The sequence below is a fragment of the Christiangramia marina genome (genome assembly GCF_048285865.1).
Lineage (GTDB): Bacteria > Bacteroidota > Bacteroidia > Flavobacteriales > Flavobacteriaceae > Christiangramia > Christiangramia marina.
Genome location: NZ_JBLVTK010000002.1, coordinates 518,092 through 535,427, shown reverse-complemented (window position 1 = coordinate 535,427; position 17,336 = coordinate 518,092). Strand labels below are relative to the sequence as shown.

Below are 17,336 nucleotides of genomic sequence, written 5' to 3'. Positions count from 1 at the left end.
CTAATGAATTTCAATTCTTAACATTAAAATTTTATTGGGAGCCTTATATTTGGATTCTATAAATTACTACTATGAAAAAAATTTTATTTCTTTTTTCCGTTTTCCTAATGTGTGCTAAAGGTCATGCAGCTGATTCAGATTGGGGGAAAACAGGTCATCGTGCAACTGCAGAGATTGCACAAAGTCACTTATCTAAAGAAGCCCAGAAGGCGATTAATGATTTACTGGATGGCCATGGACTTGCATTTGTGGCTAATTACGCAGATGACATTAAAAGCGATGCTGCATATAGAAAATATGGGCCCTGGCACTATGTAAACATTGATCCAGAGCAGGATACTTATATCGAAGCTGAAGCAAGTGAAGATGGTGACCTGGTGCATGCGATAAGAAAATGCGTGAAAGTATTAAAGGATAAGTCGGCTTCCAGGGAGGAGAAGCAGTTTCATTTAAAAATGCTCGTCCACTTTGTAGGAGACCTGCATCAGCCATTCCATACAGGACATTCTGAAGATAAAGGAGGAAACGATATTCAGGTGCGATGGTTTAATGATGGTTCGAACATTCACAGGGTTTGGGATAGTGAGATGATCAATTTTTACCAGATGAGCTATACCGAATTAGCGATGAACACAGGCAGGCTTAGCAAAAAACAAAAGGCATCAATACAGAAAGGTGAATTACTGGACTGGGTTTATGAATCGAGAGATATGGCAGAGGATCTATATGACGGGGTAGAGAATGGTGAAAAGCTAGGATATAGATATATGTATGATCATATGCCGCAGGTGTTGGCCCAGTTGCAAAAAGGCGGACTAAGACTTGCAAAGGTGTTAAATGATATTTACTCTTAATATATTTTTCGAAATGTAAGATTTATTCTGGGGCCAATCTGTTTTTTTGTTTTAGGCAATTGATGTTTCCAGAATTTCTGAGTTTCACCTCTCATTACTAAAAGGCTACCGTGTTGTAGCCTTTTTTTGTAGGTAAGGTTCTTATCTTTTCGATGCTTTAGATGAAACATGCGGGGCTCACCAATACTTACTGAAGCAATTACAGGATTGGTTCCAAGCTCTTTTTCATCATCGGCATGCCAGCCCATACTGTCCTGACCATTGCGATAGAGATTCGCCAGGCAGGTATTGAAAGACTGTTTGCAAATTTTTTCACAACGTTCCTTAATAACTGTCAAATAGGGAGGAAATAGCTCCGGATACATTGTAAGACCAGAATAGGTATATGCATTGTTATGATCACTGAATAAAGCGGTAAGTCTTGGTTGAAGTATTTCCTTACCAAACATTTTAATATGATCCTGCCGCCAGTGCTCATAATGCAGTAACTTATCAAAGAATTTATCAGCCTGTTCATTACTTAGAAAATTCTCTAAATACAGCAGATTTGCGTTCTGCAATTCTATGGTTTCCATAAGTCTATATAAGGTAAAATAGTGCCCACCAGATAAGAACAAACTGTAGGGGAATTCGTGCAATTAAAATCCAGCGAGAAATTCCTGCTGCGGCCTTTTTTGAAGACAGCATATAAAAGTGTACCAGTAAAAAAATAAGCAGCATGATCACGATTCCATAGATGGAAGCGTTTCGTGTTGAAGTAAATAATAATCCAATTCCAAGAAGGATTTCAGCGAGACCACTGAGTAAAACCAGCTGTTTGTGGGCAGGCAGGTATCTTGGCATAATGCGCATATAAATTTTAGGTTTTAAAAAATGCATTATTCCTGCGAAAATGTACATAATGGACATTAGATAAAGATGCCACGGATTTTCCATAATTAGGATTTTTGGTGAAGATAATGCAAATAAATGCTTAGCTAAATTGTTAATAGTTAGACGTTTTTTGAAAATTTTAGTTGTGTAAGTACTTTAAATGGAGTAATTTCAGCGTCCAAAATCTATCGATAACCTAATATAAATTAATTGAAAACAAACGTTTCAGTTTATTTTCTCTTGTTTTTTTTATGCTTCAGCGTTACTCATGCGCAGCATAGCCGCGAAAAACCGAAAGATACACTTCAAACTCTGCTTGAAAAAGTCAATGAGGATATTTTAAAATACCAGTATCAGCAAGCGGTAGACAAAGCTTACGATCTTGTCACTTTAGCAAAAGAAAAGGAGAATAACCTTTATGTTTCTCGAGCTTATCATTCCCTGGGACATATATATTCGGATACAAAAGATCTAGCACGTGCCCGGCAGAATTATACCTTTGGTCTGGAATATGCCGAAAAGACTGGAAATGATTCCATAATCTTAACTTCCTATAATAATCTCGGGAATGCCCTATCTGAGAACCCAGCATTTAGGGACGAAGGGATCTCTTATTATAATAAAGCTATAAAGCTCGCAAAAGAGCTAAATATGAAGGAAGAGCTCATTGCGCCAACCACCAATATTGGATGGACCTATCTTGATGCAAATCAATATGACAAAGCATTTCCATATTTAGATCGTGCACTTGAACTAATGCTGGATGAGGTTCAGGAAAACGATTCCCGTTACAATTCCTGGTTATCTCAAATGTATATGCTGCATGGAAGATATTATGCGCATAAAAAGGCATTTGATTCCGCTCACGTATATTACGATAAGTCACTGCAGTTAGCTGAAAAGGACAGCCTGTATATTACAGCGGCTGAGGCCTACAAATATTATGCTGGGTTTCTCGAAAAGGAGGGTGATTATCAGGGAGCTTTCAATGCGCAAAGAAAGTTTACCGAATTCAACGATCTTATATTCGAGAATGAAAAAGTTCGGGAGATGGAAATCGCTGATGCGAAATTCAAACTATCAGAGTATGAAAAGGATCTTGAAATTGCCCAGAGGGAACAGAGCCTCAAGGATGAATTGATAGACCGTTCTAAGGAAAAAGTGATCATTATGGTCATTTCTTCAGTAGTACTGGTTTTTATACTAGTGTTTCTTTTCAAAATAAACCGTGATAGACGAAATCTAATTTCCGAGCTTCAGAAGAAAAATAAGCAGTATAAATCTGCACGTGACCAGGCTGAAAATTTATCCAGGATGAAAACCAGGTTTTTCAGTACTGTAAGTCACGAGATTCGAACGCCTTTATACGGAGTAATTGGACTTACCTCGCTACTACTGGAAGATAAAAGGCTGAAAAAACACAAAACTGATCTTAAATCATTAAAATTTTCTGCTGATTATCTTCTCGCGCTGATCAACGATGTTCTGCAAATGAATAAGATGGAAAGCAATGAAGTTAAACTAGAGAGTGTATCATTCAACATTCGAGAGCTTCTAAGTAGTATTGTAAATAGTTTTGAATTTACGAGAGTACAGAATAAGAATGAGATCAATCTGGATATTGACGATCAAATTCCATCATACCTCATAGGCGATTCTGTTCGTTTGTCGCAGGTCCTTATGAATCTGGTTGGTAATGCTATGAAGTTCACCGAGCGTGGCCTTATTAAAATCAGCATTAATCATCTGGAGGAAAATACAGATTCCGCGAAGATTCATTTTGTAATTGAGGATAATGGTCCAGGGATACCTGAAAGTAAGAAGAAGATAATCTTTGAGGAATTCTCGCAATTAGAGAATAGTAATTATAATTATCAGGGAACTGGACTAGGTTTACCTATTGTGAAAAAATTACTGAAACTCTTTGGTTCTAAGATCAAACTGGATACTAAAGAAGGGGAAGGTTCGTCATTTAGTTTTACTATAGACTTCGGAATTGATCACACTAAAGCTGAAGTTCCGGTTATAGAAGATGATCTGGATCAACTTGCTTTGCATGGTAAAAAACGTATCCTGATCGTTGATGATAACCGAATCAATCAGGTAGTTACCAAAAGAATTCTTGAGAAGAAGGATTTTGAGTGTGAAGTTGCAGGCGATGGTACTACAGCGATAGAAATGGTCAGGGAATCTAATTACGATCTTGTCCTTATGGATGTGAATATGCCTGGAATTAGCGGACTGGAAGCTACCAGTGAAATACGTACCTTTAATAAACATCTGCCTATTGTAGCTTTAACGGCTGTAGAGGTAGAAGAAATTCGTGAGGAGATCCAATCCGCAGGGATGAGCGACATCATTATAAAACCATATGATGTGCAGCAATTTTACCAGATCATTTATAAGAACTTAAGCATGTCTGCTATTCCAGAGAATGTTTAGCTTATTTCTTAACCTCTTTTGAGTTTTCGGGTATCTGAAAATAATTCACTTCAGGTTGAAAGAACTGTATATTCGAGATCTTAGCCTCTCCAATTTTATCTCCTAATCCGCTTTCTTCATTCCAGTTGTGGAAACTCCAGGTAGTGGCGAAACTCACATCTTCGACTGTCTCATAATCGCTATAGACGATCGCATGTGGATTTTCTTCAGCTTTAGACTTATCTGTGCCAAAGGTCACAATATAAGCCGCAGCCTTTACCAACTTGCTTTTATCGTCCTGATAAACCACATACCAGTCATCTGGTGAATCTCCCGTGTTACTCTTAAAAGTTAGTTTTGAGGATGGGTATTCCAGGCTATCAAGTTTGCGCTGGCTTGATTCTTCCCAAACGGTACCTGGATCTGTAAGTTTAAAAGGCATAGCAAAGAAATACTGCCAGGTAAATATATCAAAACGAGCGCCATTTGTAGCACTGGAATCTGGTGATATGGCCACCTTACTTCCATCAAAAATTATGGTAGAACCATTATTGTTCTCGATTCTGATTCCACTTGAGTTTGTATTCATAGCCAGTTTTGCCTTAAGCCTTTCTGAACCTCCAAAGTTTAGCTGAATATCGAAAGAAACTGCTTCCTTCATTTTGAAGGCAGTCTTGTTGTGAGCCTCTTCGATATTTTCCGAAAAACTTAGTACCTGAGGAGGTCCTGCGCCATCTCCAATACCATTATCAGGGTCAACAGGGATTCTTTCTTCTTCGGAAGAATTTTTACAGCTTACGATGCTGGCAATTAAGAATAGTGCAATGATTTTCTTCATGTTATTTAATTTACTGGTTCATAAAAAAAGCCGCTGTAATTCAGCGGCTTTGTTAGTCGAGAGTAAAGTGATTACTTTACCATATCGAAACTTCTTTTAATAAAATCAGTGAGTTCTTCACCTTTCAAAAGATTTTGAGATAATCTCGCAAGGTCTAGCGATTGCTTGATCAAACGTTGCTGTTTCTTCTCAGTTTTGGTGTTTAGAATATTATTTATTAACTCGTGATTGGTGTTAACCACAAGGTTATACATTTCAGGCATATTACCCATTCCAAACATTCCGCCACCACCGGTTTGCTGCATCTCTTTCATTCTACGCATAAATTCCGGTTGTGTAATGATCAAAGGCGCAGCAGTGCTATCCATTGCTTCCATCTGGATTGTATACTTTTCCGCAGGAATTACTTTTTCAAAATCACCTTTAAGCTGTTCCTTTTCTTCATCAGATAATTTTGAGATTTTCTCATCATCTGTCTTGATAAGGTTATCTACGTGATCTGAATCTACTCTTACGAATGAGATATTCTCATGAGTTGTTTCAAGCTTTTGAAGCAGGTGAGAGACGATAGGACTGTCCAGCATTAGTACTTTGTAGCCTTTATCCTTAGCTGCCTGGATATAACTATGTTGCTCGTCTTTATTAGAAGCATATAAAACAACTAGTTTATCATCCTTATCGGTTTGATTATCCTTGATCGCTTCTTTCAACTCTTCAAAAGTGAAAAATTCATTTTCCGTAGTTGGATACAGCGCGAATTTATCAGCTTTTTCGAAGAATTTATCTTCGGAAAGCATTCCGTATTCGATCACGATCTTGATATCATTCCATTTTTTCTCAAAATCTTCACGATTGTTGTTGAATAAACTTTTCAGTTTGTCCGCTACTTTACGTGTGATATAACTAGAGATCTTCTTAACAGCTCCATCAGCCTGTAAATAAGATCTTGACACGTTAAGTGGAATATCTGGAGAATCGATCACTCCACGGAGCATTGTAAGGAATTCCGGTACGATACCTTCCACGTTATCGGTTACATAAACCTGGTTCTGGTATAACTGGATCTTATCCTTCTGAATGTTCATATCCTGTGCCATTCTCGGGAAATAAAGAATTCCTGTCAGGTTAAAAGGATAGTCTACATTTAAGTGGATATGAAATAATGGATCTTCGAATTGCATTGGATACAATTCCTTATAGAAATCATTGTAGTCTTTTTCCTCTAGATCTGTAGGTTGCTTTGTCCATGCAGGATTTGGATTGTTGATGATATTATCAACAGTCTTTGTTTCTGGCTTAGCATCCTCTTTAGCATCTTCAGGGAGAGGTAAGGTTTCTTCCCTGGTACCAAACTTAATTGGGATAGGCATAAACTTATTATACTTCACCAAAAGTTCCTGGATTCTGCTCTCTTTTAGAAATTCTTTATCCTCATCGTTAATATGCAGGATCACTTCAGTTCCGTGGGTCGACTTTTCAGCATCTTCAAGTGTGAATTCTGTAGTTCCTTCACAAATCCAGTGAGCTGCAGGTTCATCTTTATGAGATTTAGTTAAGATTTCTACTTTGTTCGCTACCATAAAAGCAGAATAGAAACCAAGACCAAAATGGCCTATAATTCCACTATCCTTCGCAGAGTCTTTGTATTTATCAAGAAATTCTTCAGCTCCAGAAAAGGCTACTTCATTGATATATTTCTTAACCTCTTCTTTCGTCATTCCAATACCCTGATCAATAATATGCAGCGTATTGTTTTCCTCGTTAACTTTTACCTCGATCGTTGGATTGCCGTATTCAACATTAGCTTCACCAAGACTACTAAGGTGTTTTAATTTTAAAGTTGCATCGGTTGCATTTGAGATCAGCTCCCTTAAAAAGATTTCATGATCACTGTATAAAAACTTTTTAATAAGCGGAAATATGTTTTCAACAGACACATTTATTTTTCCGGTTGCCATATAATTTGATTTAAAATTTTATTCGGTTTGAGAGATTCAAAAAAAATACCAATAATGCTTTGCTGTCAAACTGACACCCTATGTAATGTATATCCTAAAAATACGTCTAAGTGGTTGTATTCAGCTGAATCATAACTTTTAACAAAGTTTTGTTTATAGAATAATAAAAATACTTAAACAAAGTAGTATCTTTGGAAAAGAAATAATAATTATGGCAAAGGCAACAGGAAATAGTAAGGTGAAGAAGAAGCCAAGTGAGGATAAGCTCATAGCAATCTACATGGATTATGTACTTGTAAATGAAAGTACTCCAAGAAGCGTATATAAGTTTGCTAAAGTGAATGATATAACCGAACAGGAATTTTATGAATACTTCGGAAGTTTTGATGGTTTAAGAAAGAAGATTTGGGATAAGTTTTTTGACAACACTCTATCTGTCATGGAAAAGTCGCCAGATTATTATTCATTCAATAATCGTGAAAAGCTGCTCACTTTTTTCTACACATTTTTCGAGATTTTAACTGCAAACCGAAGTTACGTACTCTACGCACTTAGTGAGCATAAAGACCGAATGAAGAACCTGGAACAACTGAAAGGTTTACGTAGAAAGATGCGCAGTTTCGCCAAAGAATTGATTGCTGATGGTAATAGCGAAAAATCTTTTAAACTATTTGAGCAGAGCGAAAGTATTTTTAGTGAAGGTGTATGGGTTCAATTTCTATTCCTGCTAAAATTCTGGATGGAGGACAATTCCCCATCCTTTGAAAGTACAGACGTTGCAATTGAAAAATCTGTACATACCGTATTTGATCTATTTGATAATACTCCTTTGGAACGTGTGGTAGACTTCGGAAAGTTCTTATGGAAAGAACGAATGGCCTAATTAAAAGACTATGAAAACGATAGATAAAATTCCAACAGGCAAAATTGGCCGTACCAGCAAACTGGTTCAGACCGGTGTAAAGATTGGTGGGAATTACATCAAATATTACGGTAAAAAGGCATTTAATTCTGAACTAACTCGTGATGAGTTGGACGAGGATAACGCCACAGATATTTATGACGGACTTAAAAGTCTAAAAGGAAGTGCTTTAAAGGTAGCTCAAATGCTATCGATGGAGAAGAATTTGCTTCCTGGCGCTTACGTAGAAAAGTTTAGCCTGGCACAATTTAGCGTGCCGCCACTTTCGGCACCATTGGTTAGAAAAACATTTAAGAAATATAACGGAGCATATCCGGAAGAACTATATGATACTTTTGCAACCCAGTCGGTAAATGCCGCCAGTATCGGTCAGGTACACAAGGCGACAAAAGATGGGAAAAAACTTGCTGTGAAAATCCAATACCCGGGGGTTGCAGATAGTATCAGTTCAGATCTTGCGATGGTAAAACCAATCGCTCTGAAGATGTTCAATCTTTCAGCAAAAGATTCTGAAAAGTATTTCAAGGAAGTCGAGGGAAAATTAATGGAAGAAACAGATTATATTCTGGAAGTGAAGCAAAGCAAACACATTTCCAAAGCAGCTGCTCATATTCCTAATATCAAATTTCCGAAGTATTATGAGGATCTTTCCAGTGAACGAATCATTACGATGGACTGGATGAATGGAATGCACCTTAGTGAGTTTTCAAAACAGAATACTTCACAGGAGCTTGCAGATAAAGTAGGACAGGCACTTTGGGATTTTTATATGTTCCAGATCCATGGATTACAAATGGTACATGCAGATCCACATCCTGGAAATTTTATGGTGGATTCTGAGAATAATCTGATCGCCATTGATTTTGGTTGTATTAAACAAATTCCAGATGATTTTTATACTCCATATTTCTCATTGACAGATCGTAATAATCTTAATAATTCAGATTATTTCCACGGAAGATTATTGGAACTGGAAATTCTTCAGGAAAAAGATACAGATAAGGAGACAAAGTTTTTCTCTGAAATGTTTTACGAGATGTTTGCGATGTTTTCAACTCCGTATCAATCTGAAGTATTCGATTTTACAGATAAAGAATTCTGGGATAATCTTTCACAGCTAAGTGAAAAATATTCCAAGGATCCGGAATTACGTCGTATGAATGGAAATCGAGGAAGCAGACATTTCCTTTACATGAGCAGAACATTCTTCGGGTTATATAATTTGTTACATGATCTCAAAGCTAAAGTTGAGGTTAATAAGTTTAGAGGACTCCTCTAATGGTTGATTTATTGGTTAGGTTGAAGAGAGCGTAGTTGTTGGTAGCAGCTGCGCTTTCTTTTTTGGTACAAAAAAAGCCCCCGGGTTATCCCAGGGGCTTTTTATTCCGAAGAGGAAAATATATTAATTCCCAGCTTCCTGCTGTTCGTTATTAGCTCTGATTTCTCTATTCTTCACATATTTTTCCAGCCATTGATCCTGTTCCCATAGTACGTGCAGTACAGATTCCTTTGCGCTATAACCATGACTTTCCTTGGGTAACATCACCAATCTTGCGGTGGCTCCAAGTCCTTTAAGTGCATTAAAGTAACGTTCACTTTGCATAGGATAAGTCCCCGAGTTATTATCTGCTTCCCCATGGATCATCAATAGTGGAGTATCCATTTTTTCTGCATGCATAAAAGGTGACATGGTGTTATAAATTTGCGGAGCTTCCCAGTAATTTCTTTCTTCGCTTTGAAATCCAAATGGAGTAAGGGTACGATTGTAAGCACCACTTCGAGCGATTCCTGCAGCAAATAAATCTGAATGAGAAAGGAGATTAGCAGTCATGAAAGCGCCATAACTGTGCCCGCCAACAGCTACTCGATCACGATCTACAAATCCTCTTTCATCCACAGCATCTATAGCCGCTTTCGCATTTGCCACCAATTGCTTTCTGAATGTGTCATTAGGTTCTTCATCACCTTCTCCTACTATTGGGAACGAGGCATCATCAAGCACTACGTAACCTCTGTTCACCCAATATACTGGCGAACCGTAATATGGATATGTAAAATCATTAGCATTGGAAGTGTTCTGAGAAGCTGAATTTTTGTCCTTGAATTCTCTTGGATATGCCCACATGAACATAGGAAGTTTTTCCGGGTTAGACATATCATAACCGGCAGGAAGATAAAGAGTGGCATTTAGTTCCAGACCGTCATCTCTCTTATAAGTGATCACTTCCTTATGAACTTCTTCCAGAGATTTAAAAGGATTCTTGAAATTGGTGATCTGGGTAAGTTCATTCTTAGAATCTATATCTCTGATAAAGTAATTAGGATACTCGGTAGAAGACTCTATACGAACCAGGATCTTACCTTGATCAATGTCCAGGGCTTCCACCAGGCCTTCTTTTTGATCTTTTAGTTCAGACTGGTACATGCGTTCAGTTTCACCAGAACTTAGATCGATTTTGTCCACGAAAGGAAATTGGCCATCCTCTGTAAAACCTGATCCCATCAGGAAAGCTTCATCTTTTTCAAGTTCAAGTACAGAACGTCCCCATTTATTTTTGGACATTACGAATCTACCTGGATCGCTATATACATCCTGATAATTTCTGTCAAAAATGATTTCCGGCTTCTGGGAGGTATTGGATGGATCGAAAACATAGGTTTTCGTATTCCTGGTATTCCACCAGTAATCGTTCGCTAAGGCAGTATCATCATCGCCCCAGGTGATTCCGCTTGCACGATTCTTAAGTTTGATGAGTGATGTTCCTTCCCCTTTAAATGGCGCTTCAAGTTGGAAATATTCATCTCGGTATTCAACTTCTTTTTCAGGATCTCCGCCATCAAGAGCTACAACATACGTTAAGGTTGCAGGACGATCACTTCTCCAGCTCCAATCTCGTTTGCCTTCTCTTTCTGCCATAAAACCTTTTGGCAAATCTTCAATCAATGGTACCTCATTGATCATGTTCACTAGCTGCCCATTCTTATCGTAAATGTTGGTTTCAGAAGGGAATCTGTAGTATGGAACCAGGTAGGAAAATGGTTTTTTTAAATGTGTAACCATCACATATTCGCCATCTGGAGAAAAGGAGATGTCTGAATACATTTTAGGAGCCATCCATGACGATACTGTACCATTCAGGTTTACTTTCACGATCTCAGATCTGGCTAATTGTTCAAAATTATATTCATCATTAGGATTCTTCAGTAGATCCTGATATGTTCTGTTCTGGGCTTCTTTCCCATCGCTAACCGAAATTGTAGGACCCGAGGGAACCGAAGTTTCGGTATTAATTAGTGCTTTTCTGTCTTCAGGAAGGGTAGTAACCAGAATGGCAGAATTATCTCTAAACCAGTTCACGGTGCTGCGCATATTCGCATTAAGATTAGCCTCGGTAAGTTTTCTTGCAGTTGCATTTTCAATATCGAGTACCCACAATTCCACTCCTGTATCTGTAGTATGAGTAAATGCCATCATACTTTCATCTGGTGACCAGGAAAAATTTGTAAGTCTAGGGTTTTCCGGAAGTCCGTTGACCTGTACCGGTTCTTTTGCATTTACAGATTTAACTTTGAAATTATTGTAGTAACGCGCCCTGCTATTAATATTGGTCACGGGGTTAATTCTCAAACCACCAAGGCGTAATTCTTCTTCGCTTAATTCGGCTATACTTTTAAATTGATCCCGGTACAGGAAGATCATCATTTCTGCATCACTATCTATTAGAGTGGAAGGTGCCAGGGGAACATCGATAAGTTCAAGGATTTCCTGAGGTGGTTTCTGGTAGTCCAGGTTTTCCTGAGCTGCCATTTCATTAAGGAACAGAATGGATCCCGCCAGACATAACAAAAGTCGGTTCATAATATCAATTTTAGATTTGCATTTAAATGATTACAAGCTTAATTGTAGTGTTAATGTTTCTTATATTGCGCGTCGGAATTTTCGCAAATTCATTAAATTTAATAAGAATTATTTTTAATATCATAATTTTTACCCATGTATCAAACAAAAATTGCAGGATTAGGAAAATATGTACCGGAAAATGTTGTCACGAACGATGATCTTTCGAAACTGATGGATACGAACGATGAGTGGATCACCGAGCGTACAGGAATTAAGGAAAGAAGACATATCAAGAAAGGAGATGGTAATACTACAGCAAGCATGGGAGTGAAAGCTGCCAAAATTGCCATCGAAAGAGCAGGAATCACAAAAGATGATATAGATCTCATTGTATTCGCAACGCTAAGTCCAGATTACTATTTTCCTGGTTGTGGAGTTCAGGTTCAGGAAATGCTGGAAATAGATACATGTCCTGCCCTGGATGTACGTAACCAGTGTAGCGGTTTTATTTATGCAGTTTCAGTAGCAGATCAATTCATCAAGACGGGAATGTATAAGAACGTACTGGTCATTGGTAGCGAAAATCATAGTGGAGGTCTTGATTTTACGACCAGAGGGCGTTCTGTTTCAGTTATTTTTGGTGATGGGGCAGGAGCGGCCGTACTCACGAGAAGTGATCACAATGGGCAGGGAATTCTTTCCACACATTTACATTCTGAAGGGAAACATGCACTTGAATTGTCACTAAAAGGACCAAGCACGAATCATTGGGTGCCAGAGATCATAGCAGAGAATCCACAGGGAGATGATATTCCTTACTATCCATATATGAATGGGCAGTTCGTGTTTAAAAATGCGATCCAGAGATTTTCAGAAGTGATCAATGAAGGGCTTAAGGAAAACGGACTTTCAGTTTCAGATATTGATATGCTTATCCCGCACCAGGCGAATTTAAGGATATCTCAATTTGTCCAGCAGAAGTTCAAACTTGCAGATGACAAGGTTTATAATAATATTCAGAAATATGGAAATACCACTGCGGCTTCTATTCCCATTGCTCTTACTGAAGCCTGGGAACAGGGTAAGGTAAAAGAAGGAGATACCGTGGTGCTGGCTGCTTTTGGAAGTGGCTTCACCTGGGGAAGTGCGATCATTAAATGGTAGTGAAAAAATTGAATTTAAAAAGACCGGCAATTGCCGGTCTTTTTAATTAAACACCTTTATAGTATTTATATAGATCGTAAATCCCGAAGAGAATAAATCCCGCGGCGATCGCAGTTCCAAAATTATCGGTTTCTATTGCAGTCAGTTTTTGATAGAGTCTGAAACTTCCGTAGCAAATAAAGACGATCCCCAGAATAAGATTCCATTTATTACGTTGAGGTCTTTCTTCAAGTTCATTATTCATTATCGAAGTCATTTGGGAATGTAGACTTAGCGATTTTCAAAGCTTCGTCGAAATCTTTTTCAAACACAAATAATAATACCATCCCGTGTGTGGAACCAAAACCAGCAAGTCTGGCCGACTCTACATCGTTTCTTATCCTAGAGTGGATATTGCTTTCGCCAAAAAGTTCCTGCAAGTATTGCACGTTTGTTTCTGGTCCGGTATAGACTCTTTTATATTCTTCTGAAGTACTCATATTTTACAAGATAAGATTACAAATACGAATATACCGAAGTATTTGGCTACTTCATCAAAATTTAATCAAGCGTTGAAATATTTGCTGTCCCAAATCTCTGTACTAAAGTTTTTACCCATTTTGAAGCCATAGAAAATAGAGATCCCGGCAAACCATTTAAATATAAAAAAGAAAATCATGAAAAACTGAGTAGTGGATTGCTGCGGACTAAATAAACCATCGGGAACCAAAAGAGCGGTAAGAAAGCTGGTGATAAGTAATAGCGCAAGAAAATTCTCAAAAGTTTTAAAGGGCCACATGATAATTCTTCTTAAAGGATGGAGATCATTTCCCCATTTATGGACGAGGTAATAATAATCATTCCCCATTGGAGCAAATAATAGTGGATCATCAGCATTCTTCAGCTTAAACAACTTAGAAGGAGCTATGATCTTAAAACCTTTTAAAGTAGTGTCATGTTCATTTTCCAGACTTTTGATCCTGGTGATCGCTTCGTGAGGAATTTCAGATTTAAACAGTCCGGAATCCAGGAATCTAAGTCTGTAAATCACACATAACTTATAGATATCATCTTTATGATAAATTCGGTTTGATTCCAGCAAATCGAAATTAAGATCATTCGATTCCTCTTGTATTTCCTGAAGATTTTTCTGAATAGTTTCTTCCCGGAGGTTGTCCTGCATCAGGATCTCGCGAACCTCATCCATGATCAACTGCTCATCGATACGTTTACTCCGTGTTTTATTTAATTGATGCTGTAGATTCGTGCGGGATATTTTCAACTTCATATTCATAGTCTTTAAGCTGTACTAAATTAATTATTAAGCTCAAGACTAACAACGACTTACTGCATTTTTTGTACTAAAAATCAAAACTTTAGGAGATGTTCTATCCTGTTAAAAGAATCCCAATTGCCTTCAATTTAAAAACCGTTGAAGCAGCCTACGCGTAACTTAGATACATAAACAAAACAAATAATTATGAAAAAGTTACAATTACTAAGCTTGCTAAGTTTTTTATTCATCGCGACTAGCGGTATCGCTCAAAATTCAAAGGACACTAAAATGGTTGGAGGAGCTGAAATGTACCCAACAAAAAATATCGTAGAGAATGCGGTAAATAGTAAAGATCATACAACTCTGGTTGCTGCGGTAAAGGCTGCTGAACTGGTAGAAGTTTTGAGCAGTGATGGACCATTTACAGTATTTGCTCCTACAAACAAGGCTTTTGAAGCACTTCCTGAAGGAACAGTGGAGACTTTGTTGAAAGAAGAAAACAAAAGTAAATTACAGTCAGTTTTGACATACCATGTACTTGCAGGAGACTTTAAAGCTGCAGACATCGTAAATGCTATCAAAAAAGGAAATGGAAAAGCAACTTTCAAAACCGTAAGCGGTGCAGATATCACTGCTATGATGGATGGAAAGAACGTAAAGGTTAAAGATGCTGCTGGAAATGTAGCTACTGTAACCATAGCAGATGTAAATCAATCAAACGGAGTGATCCATGTAATTGACACAGTTCTTTTACCAACAAAATAATTCAGATTTTCTGAAAATTGTGAAAAAGCGGCTGATAGCCGCTTTTTTCAGTTAAATAAAAGTCAAACCGGGTCTGTAATTTTACTATTCTGTTCTTTCCGGTTACATTCAGAATTACAAAAAAAATGCTATGAAAAATTTGAAAACATTTCTCGTTATAAGCATTGTGGCACTAACCCTAGCTTCTTGTGGAAGTAGTGCTCCAACGGCGAAAGACGATCTAAAACAATTAAAATCTTATGACACTTATGCCTTCCTGGCGAATAAGGATACCATCCTGAATCGCAAACTGGATAATAAGGCGATCAATTCAACGATCGTGGCGACCATCAATGCGAACATGAAAGAAGAAGGCTTTAGTCTCGATAAGCTACAACCTGATGTTCTTGTGTATGTTCACCCGATGTTCGATGAAAAGGTAGCCGTAAATGCAAATCCTGTTTACACGAATTACCCATATTACAAGCCGGGCTTCTTCATTGGATCCTATTACGAAGATTACCTGTATGAAAACTATTTTACAATACAAAGAATTAGCGGATCCAGAGTGAAGCAGGTGTCATATCGTGAGCGCTCGATTGTTATTGACCTTATAGATCGAAGAACGAACGAGATCTTATGGAGAGGAACTTCCGAAGAGACTATTGAGACTAAGAGAATGGATCGTGAGATCCGTGAATATGTTGATGAGATCTTTAAAGATCTGTAATTTGAAAAATGATCTGAAATAAAAAAACCGTACTTGATGTACGGTTTTTTTATTTTGATACTACGTAGCGAATATTAGCGTAATTCTGCTTTCAGTTCCTTTTCGAATCTATACTGAAGCTTACTCATCATCTTATCTACTTGCTTGTCTGTAAGTGTTTTGTTTTCATCCTGAAATACAAAGCTAACTGCGTAACTTTTCTTGCCTTCCGGAAGGTTTTCACCTTCGTAAACATCAAACAGGCTTACATCTTTTAATAATTTCTTTTCCGTTTGTTTTGCGATTTGATCGATCTCATCGTAAGTCACAGAATTATCAAGAAGTAGAGCAAAATCTCTTCGCATGCTAGGATACTTCGGAATAGCACTAAACTTATTCTGATGTTGTTTGGCAACTTCTATGATTTCATCCCAGTTAAAATCTGCGTAAACTACTTCCTGATCTATATCAAATTTCTTCAGAATTGACCTTTTAACCACACCAAAGTCTACCAGTTTCGATTTCTTCGTACTCATCTGAAGGCTTTCAGAAAATACTGAGCTTTTACCGGTTTCGGTTTTAAGCGTATTCAAAATTCCTAATTTTTGAAAAATCGACTCGATCACCCCTTTCAGGTAAAAGAAGTTTCCAGCAGGAAAATTTGGTGCATTCCAGGTCTCCGCAGTTCTGTTACCAGACATGAACAACGAAAGATGTTTCTTTTCTTCCCTGCCACTAACAAAAGAATGATAGGTCTTTCCGAATTCAAATATGCGAAGATTGCCTCTTTTCCGGTTGAGATTGTAACTAATAGCTTCCAGCCCTGAAAAAAGCATGGTTTGTCGCAAAACCGAAAGATCCTGACTTAGCGGATTCAACATTTTCACCTGGTACTCATCTTTAGCGTCATCGCTAAAGTCATTGTAAGCTGGCGTAGTTAGCGAGTTGGCCATGGTTTCATAAAATCCCTGTCCTATAAGCTGTTGAGCGATAAGATTCTGAATCTTATAATCCTCATATTTAGAGGTATTCGCTACAGACAGGCTTAATTTATCGCCAAACTTGATGTTATTGTAACCATAGACTCTAAGGATCTCCTCGATCACATCAGACTCTCTTTGCACATCCACACGGTAGGAAGGAATTGTAAGCCCCATCCCGGTTTCTGTTACATTATTCACTCTAATCTCAAGAGAAGCAAGAATAGATTTTATAGTTTCTTCCTCAAGATTTTCACCAATAAGTTTATTAACCTTTTCAAAGGTTAGAAAAACCTGGAAATCGTCGATCTTTTTGAAATAGAGATCATCAATATCACTGGTGATCTCACCACCAGAAATTTCTTTGATTAGCAGTGCAGCTCGTTTTAAAGCATATTCTACAGAATTAATGTCGATTCCTCTTTCAAACCTAAAGGAAGCATCGGTATTGATCGCGTGTCTTTTTGCGGTTTTTCTTACGCTTACAGGATTGAAATACGCGCTTTCCAGAAAAATTTGTGTAGTTCCATCGGTCACGCCGCTTCCAAGGCCGCCAAATACTCCGGCGATACAAAGAGGTTTTTCAGCATCACAGATCATAAGGTCTTCAGCATGTAATTCACGCTCGACTTCATCTAATGTTGTAAATTTAGTTCCGGCTTCAACGGTCTTAACGTTGATCTCGTTACCAGCGATCTTACCGGCATCGAAAGCATGTAGTGGCTGTCCCAATTCATGCATGACATAATTGGTGGCATCCACAATATTGTTCTTTGG

Annotated in this window: 16 protein-coding genes; 7 read left to right on the top strand and 9 right to left on the bottom strand. The window is 37.9% G+C overall.

Features of this window, described 5'->3' with window-relative positions; all coding sequences use genetic code 11:
• Nucleotides 1-71: 71 nt before the first annotated feature.
• The gene (locus tag ACNKXS_RS08905) at nucleotides 72-854 is read left to right on the top strand and encodes a S1/P1 nuclease (RefSeq protein WP_417920571.1); all 783 of its coding nucleotides are present in this window, start codon (nucleotides 72-74) and stop codon (nucleotides 852-854) included.
• Here the strand turns inward: ACNKXS_RS08905 and ACNKXS_RS08900 are convergent.
• A complete protein-coding gene (locus ACNKXS_RS08900; RefSeq protein WP_417920570.1) occupies nucleotides 851-1,429 on the bottom strand; it encodes an alpha-ketoglutarate-dependent dioxygenase AlkB family protein in 579 nt (192 codons plus the stop codon). The genes ACNKXS_RS08905 and ACNKXS_RS08900 overlap by 4 nt on opposite strands.
• Nucleotides 1,430-1,433: 4 nt before the next feature.
• On the bottom strand, nucleotides 1,434-1,790 hold the full coding sequence (locus tag ACNKXS_RS08895; RefSeq protein WP_417920569.1) for a DoxX family protein: 357 nt from the start codon (nucleotides 1,788-1,790) through the stop codon (nucleotides 1,434-1,436).
• 147 nt (nucleotides 1,791-1,937) lie between these two features.
• Here ACNKXS_RS08895 and ACNKXS_RS08890 point away from each other — a divergent pair, with 147 nt between their 5' ends.
• Nucleotides 1,938-4,169, top strand: a complete 2,232-nt coding sequence (locus tag ACNKXS_RS08890; RefSeq protein ID WP_417920568.1) for a response regulator — start codon at nucleotides 1,938-1,940, stop codon at nucleotides 4,167-4,169.
• A 1-nt stretch (nucleotide 4,170) separates the two neighbouring features.
• Here the strand turns inward: ACNKXS_RS08890 and ACNKXS_RS08885 are convergent, their stop codons facing one another.
• Both ACNKXS_RS08885 and htpG read right to left on the bottom strand, forming a co-directional pair.
• Nucleotides 4,171-4,986 carry a DUF6503 family protein gene (locus tag ACNKXS_RS08885; RefSeq protein ID WP_417920567.1) on the bottom strand — a complete coding sequence of 272 codons (816 nt, stop codon included), beginning with the start codon at nucleotides 4,984-4,986 and terminating at the stop codon, nucleotides 4,171-4,173.
• A gap of 71 nt (nucleotides 4,987-5,057) precedes the next feature.
• Entirely contained in the window at nucleotides 5,058-6,944 is a 1,887-nt protein-coding gene (gene htpG, locus ACNKXS_RS08880; protein ID WP_417920566.1) for a molecular chaperone HtpG, read from the bottom strand.
• Between the two features lie 211 nt (nucleotides 6,945-7,155).
• On the opposite strand from htpG, the gene ACNKXS_RS08875 reads away from it, so the two are divergent.
• Nucleotides 7,156-7,827 carry a TetR family transcriptional regulator C-terminal domain-containing protein gene (locus tag ACNKXS_RS08875; protein ID WP_417920565.1) on the top strand — a complete coding sequence of 224 codons (672 nt, stop codon included), beginning with the start codon at nucleotides 7,156-7,158 and terminating at the stop codon, nucleotides 7,825-7,827.
• A gap of 10 nt (nucleotides 7,828-7,837) precedes the next feature.
• Nucleotides 7,838-9,145 (top strand): ABC1 kinase family protein, encoded by a 1,308-nt coding sequence (locus tag ACNKXS_RS08870; RefSeq protein ID WP_417920564.1) that lies wholly within the window; start codon nucleotides 7,838-7,840, stop codon nucleotides 9,143-9,145.
• A gap of 123 nt (nucleotides 9,146-9,268) precedes the next feature.
• Here the strand turns inward: ACNKXS_RS08870 and ACNKXS_RS08865 are convergent, their stop codons facing one another.
• Nucleotides 9,269-11,725 carry a S9 family peptidase gene (locus tag ACNKXS_RS08865; RefSeq protein WP_417920563.1) on the bottom strand — a complete coding sequence of 819 codons (2,457 nt, stop codon included), beginning with the start codon at nucleotides 11,723-11,725 and terminating at the stop codon, nucleotides 9,269-9,271.
• A 135-nt stretch (nucleotides 11,726-11,860) separates the two neighbouring features.
• Here ACNKXS_RS08865 and ACNKXS_RS08860 point away from each other — a divergent pair, with 135 nt between their 5' ends.
• Nucleotides 11,861-12,871: a 3-oxoacyl-ACP synthase III family protein gene (locus ACNKXS_RS08860; RefSeq protein WP_298524812.1), complete on the top strand. Its 1,011-nt coding sequence runs from the start codon at nucleotides 11,861-11,863 to the stop codon at nucleotides 12,869-12,871.
• 46 nt (nucleotides 12,872-12,917) lie between these two features.
• On the opposite strand, the gene ACNKXS_RS08855 is transcribed toward ACNKXS_RS08860, so the two are convergent.
• The 3 genes from ACNKXS_RS08855 to ACNKXS_RS08845 form a co-directional block, all read right to left on the bottom strand.
• Nucleotides 12,918-13,115: a hypothetical protein gene (locus ACNKXS_RS08855; RefSeq protein ID WP_298246414.1), complete on the bottom strand. Its 198-nt coding sequence runs from the start codon at nucleotides 13,113-13,115 to the stop codon at nucleotides 12,918-12,920.
• Nucleotides 13,108-13,350, bottom strand: a complete 243-nt coding sequence (locus ACNKXS_RS08850) for a putative signal transducing protein (protein WP_295179489.1) — start codon at nucleotides 13,348-13,350, stop codon at nucleotides 13,108-13,110. Before ACNKXS_RS08850 ends, ACNKXS_RS08855 begins: the two co-directional genes overlap by 8 nt.
• Nucleotides 13,351-13,415: 65 nt before the next feature.
• Nucleotides 13,416-14,138: a hypothetical protein gene (locus ACNKXS_RS08845; protein WP_417920562.1), complete on the bottom strand. Its 723-nt coding sequence runs from the start codon at nucleotides 14,136-14,138 to the stop codon at nucleotides 13,416-13,418.
• Between the two features lie 192 nt (nucleotides 14,139-14,330).
• On the opposite strand from ACNKXS_RS08845, the gene ACNKXS_RS08840 reads away from it, so the two are divergent.
• Together ACNKXS_RS08840 and ACNKXS_RS08835 are read left to right on the top strand one after the other, a co-directional pair.
• Nucleotides 14,331-14,891 (top strand): fasciclin domain-containing protein, encoded by a 561-nt coding sequence (locus ACNKXS_RS08840; protein WP_417920561.1) that lies wholly within the window; start codon nucleotides 14,331-14,333, stop codon nucleotides 14,889-14,891.
• Between the two features lie 130 nt (nucleotides 14,892-15,021).
• Complete coding sequence (locus ACNKXS_RS08835) at nucleotides 15,022-15,600, top strand: DUF4136 domain-containing protein (protein WP_417920560.1); 579 nt, start codon at nucleotides 15,022-15,024, stop codon at nucleotides 15,598-15,600.
• A gap of 74 nt (nucleotides 15,601-15,674) precedes the next feature.
• On the opposite strand, the gene pheT is transcribed toward ACNKXS_RS08835, so the two are convergent.
• Nucleotides 15,675-17,336, bottom strand: a 1,662-nt coding sequence (gene pheT / locus ACNKXS_RS08830) for a phenylalanine--tRNA ligase subunit beta (protein ID WP_417920559.1), incomplete at its 5' end; no start/stop codon positions are given.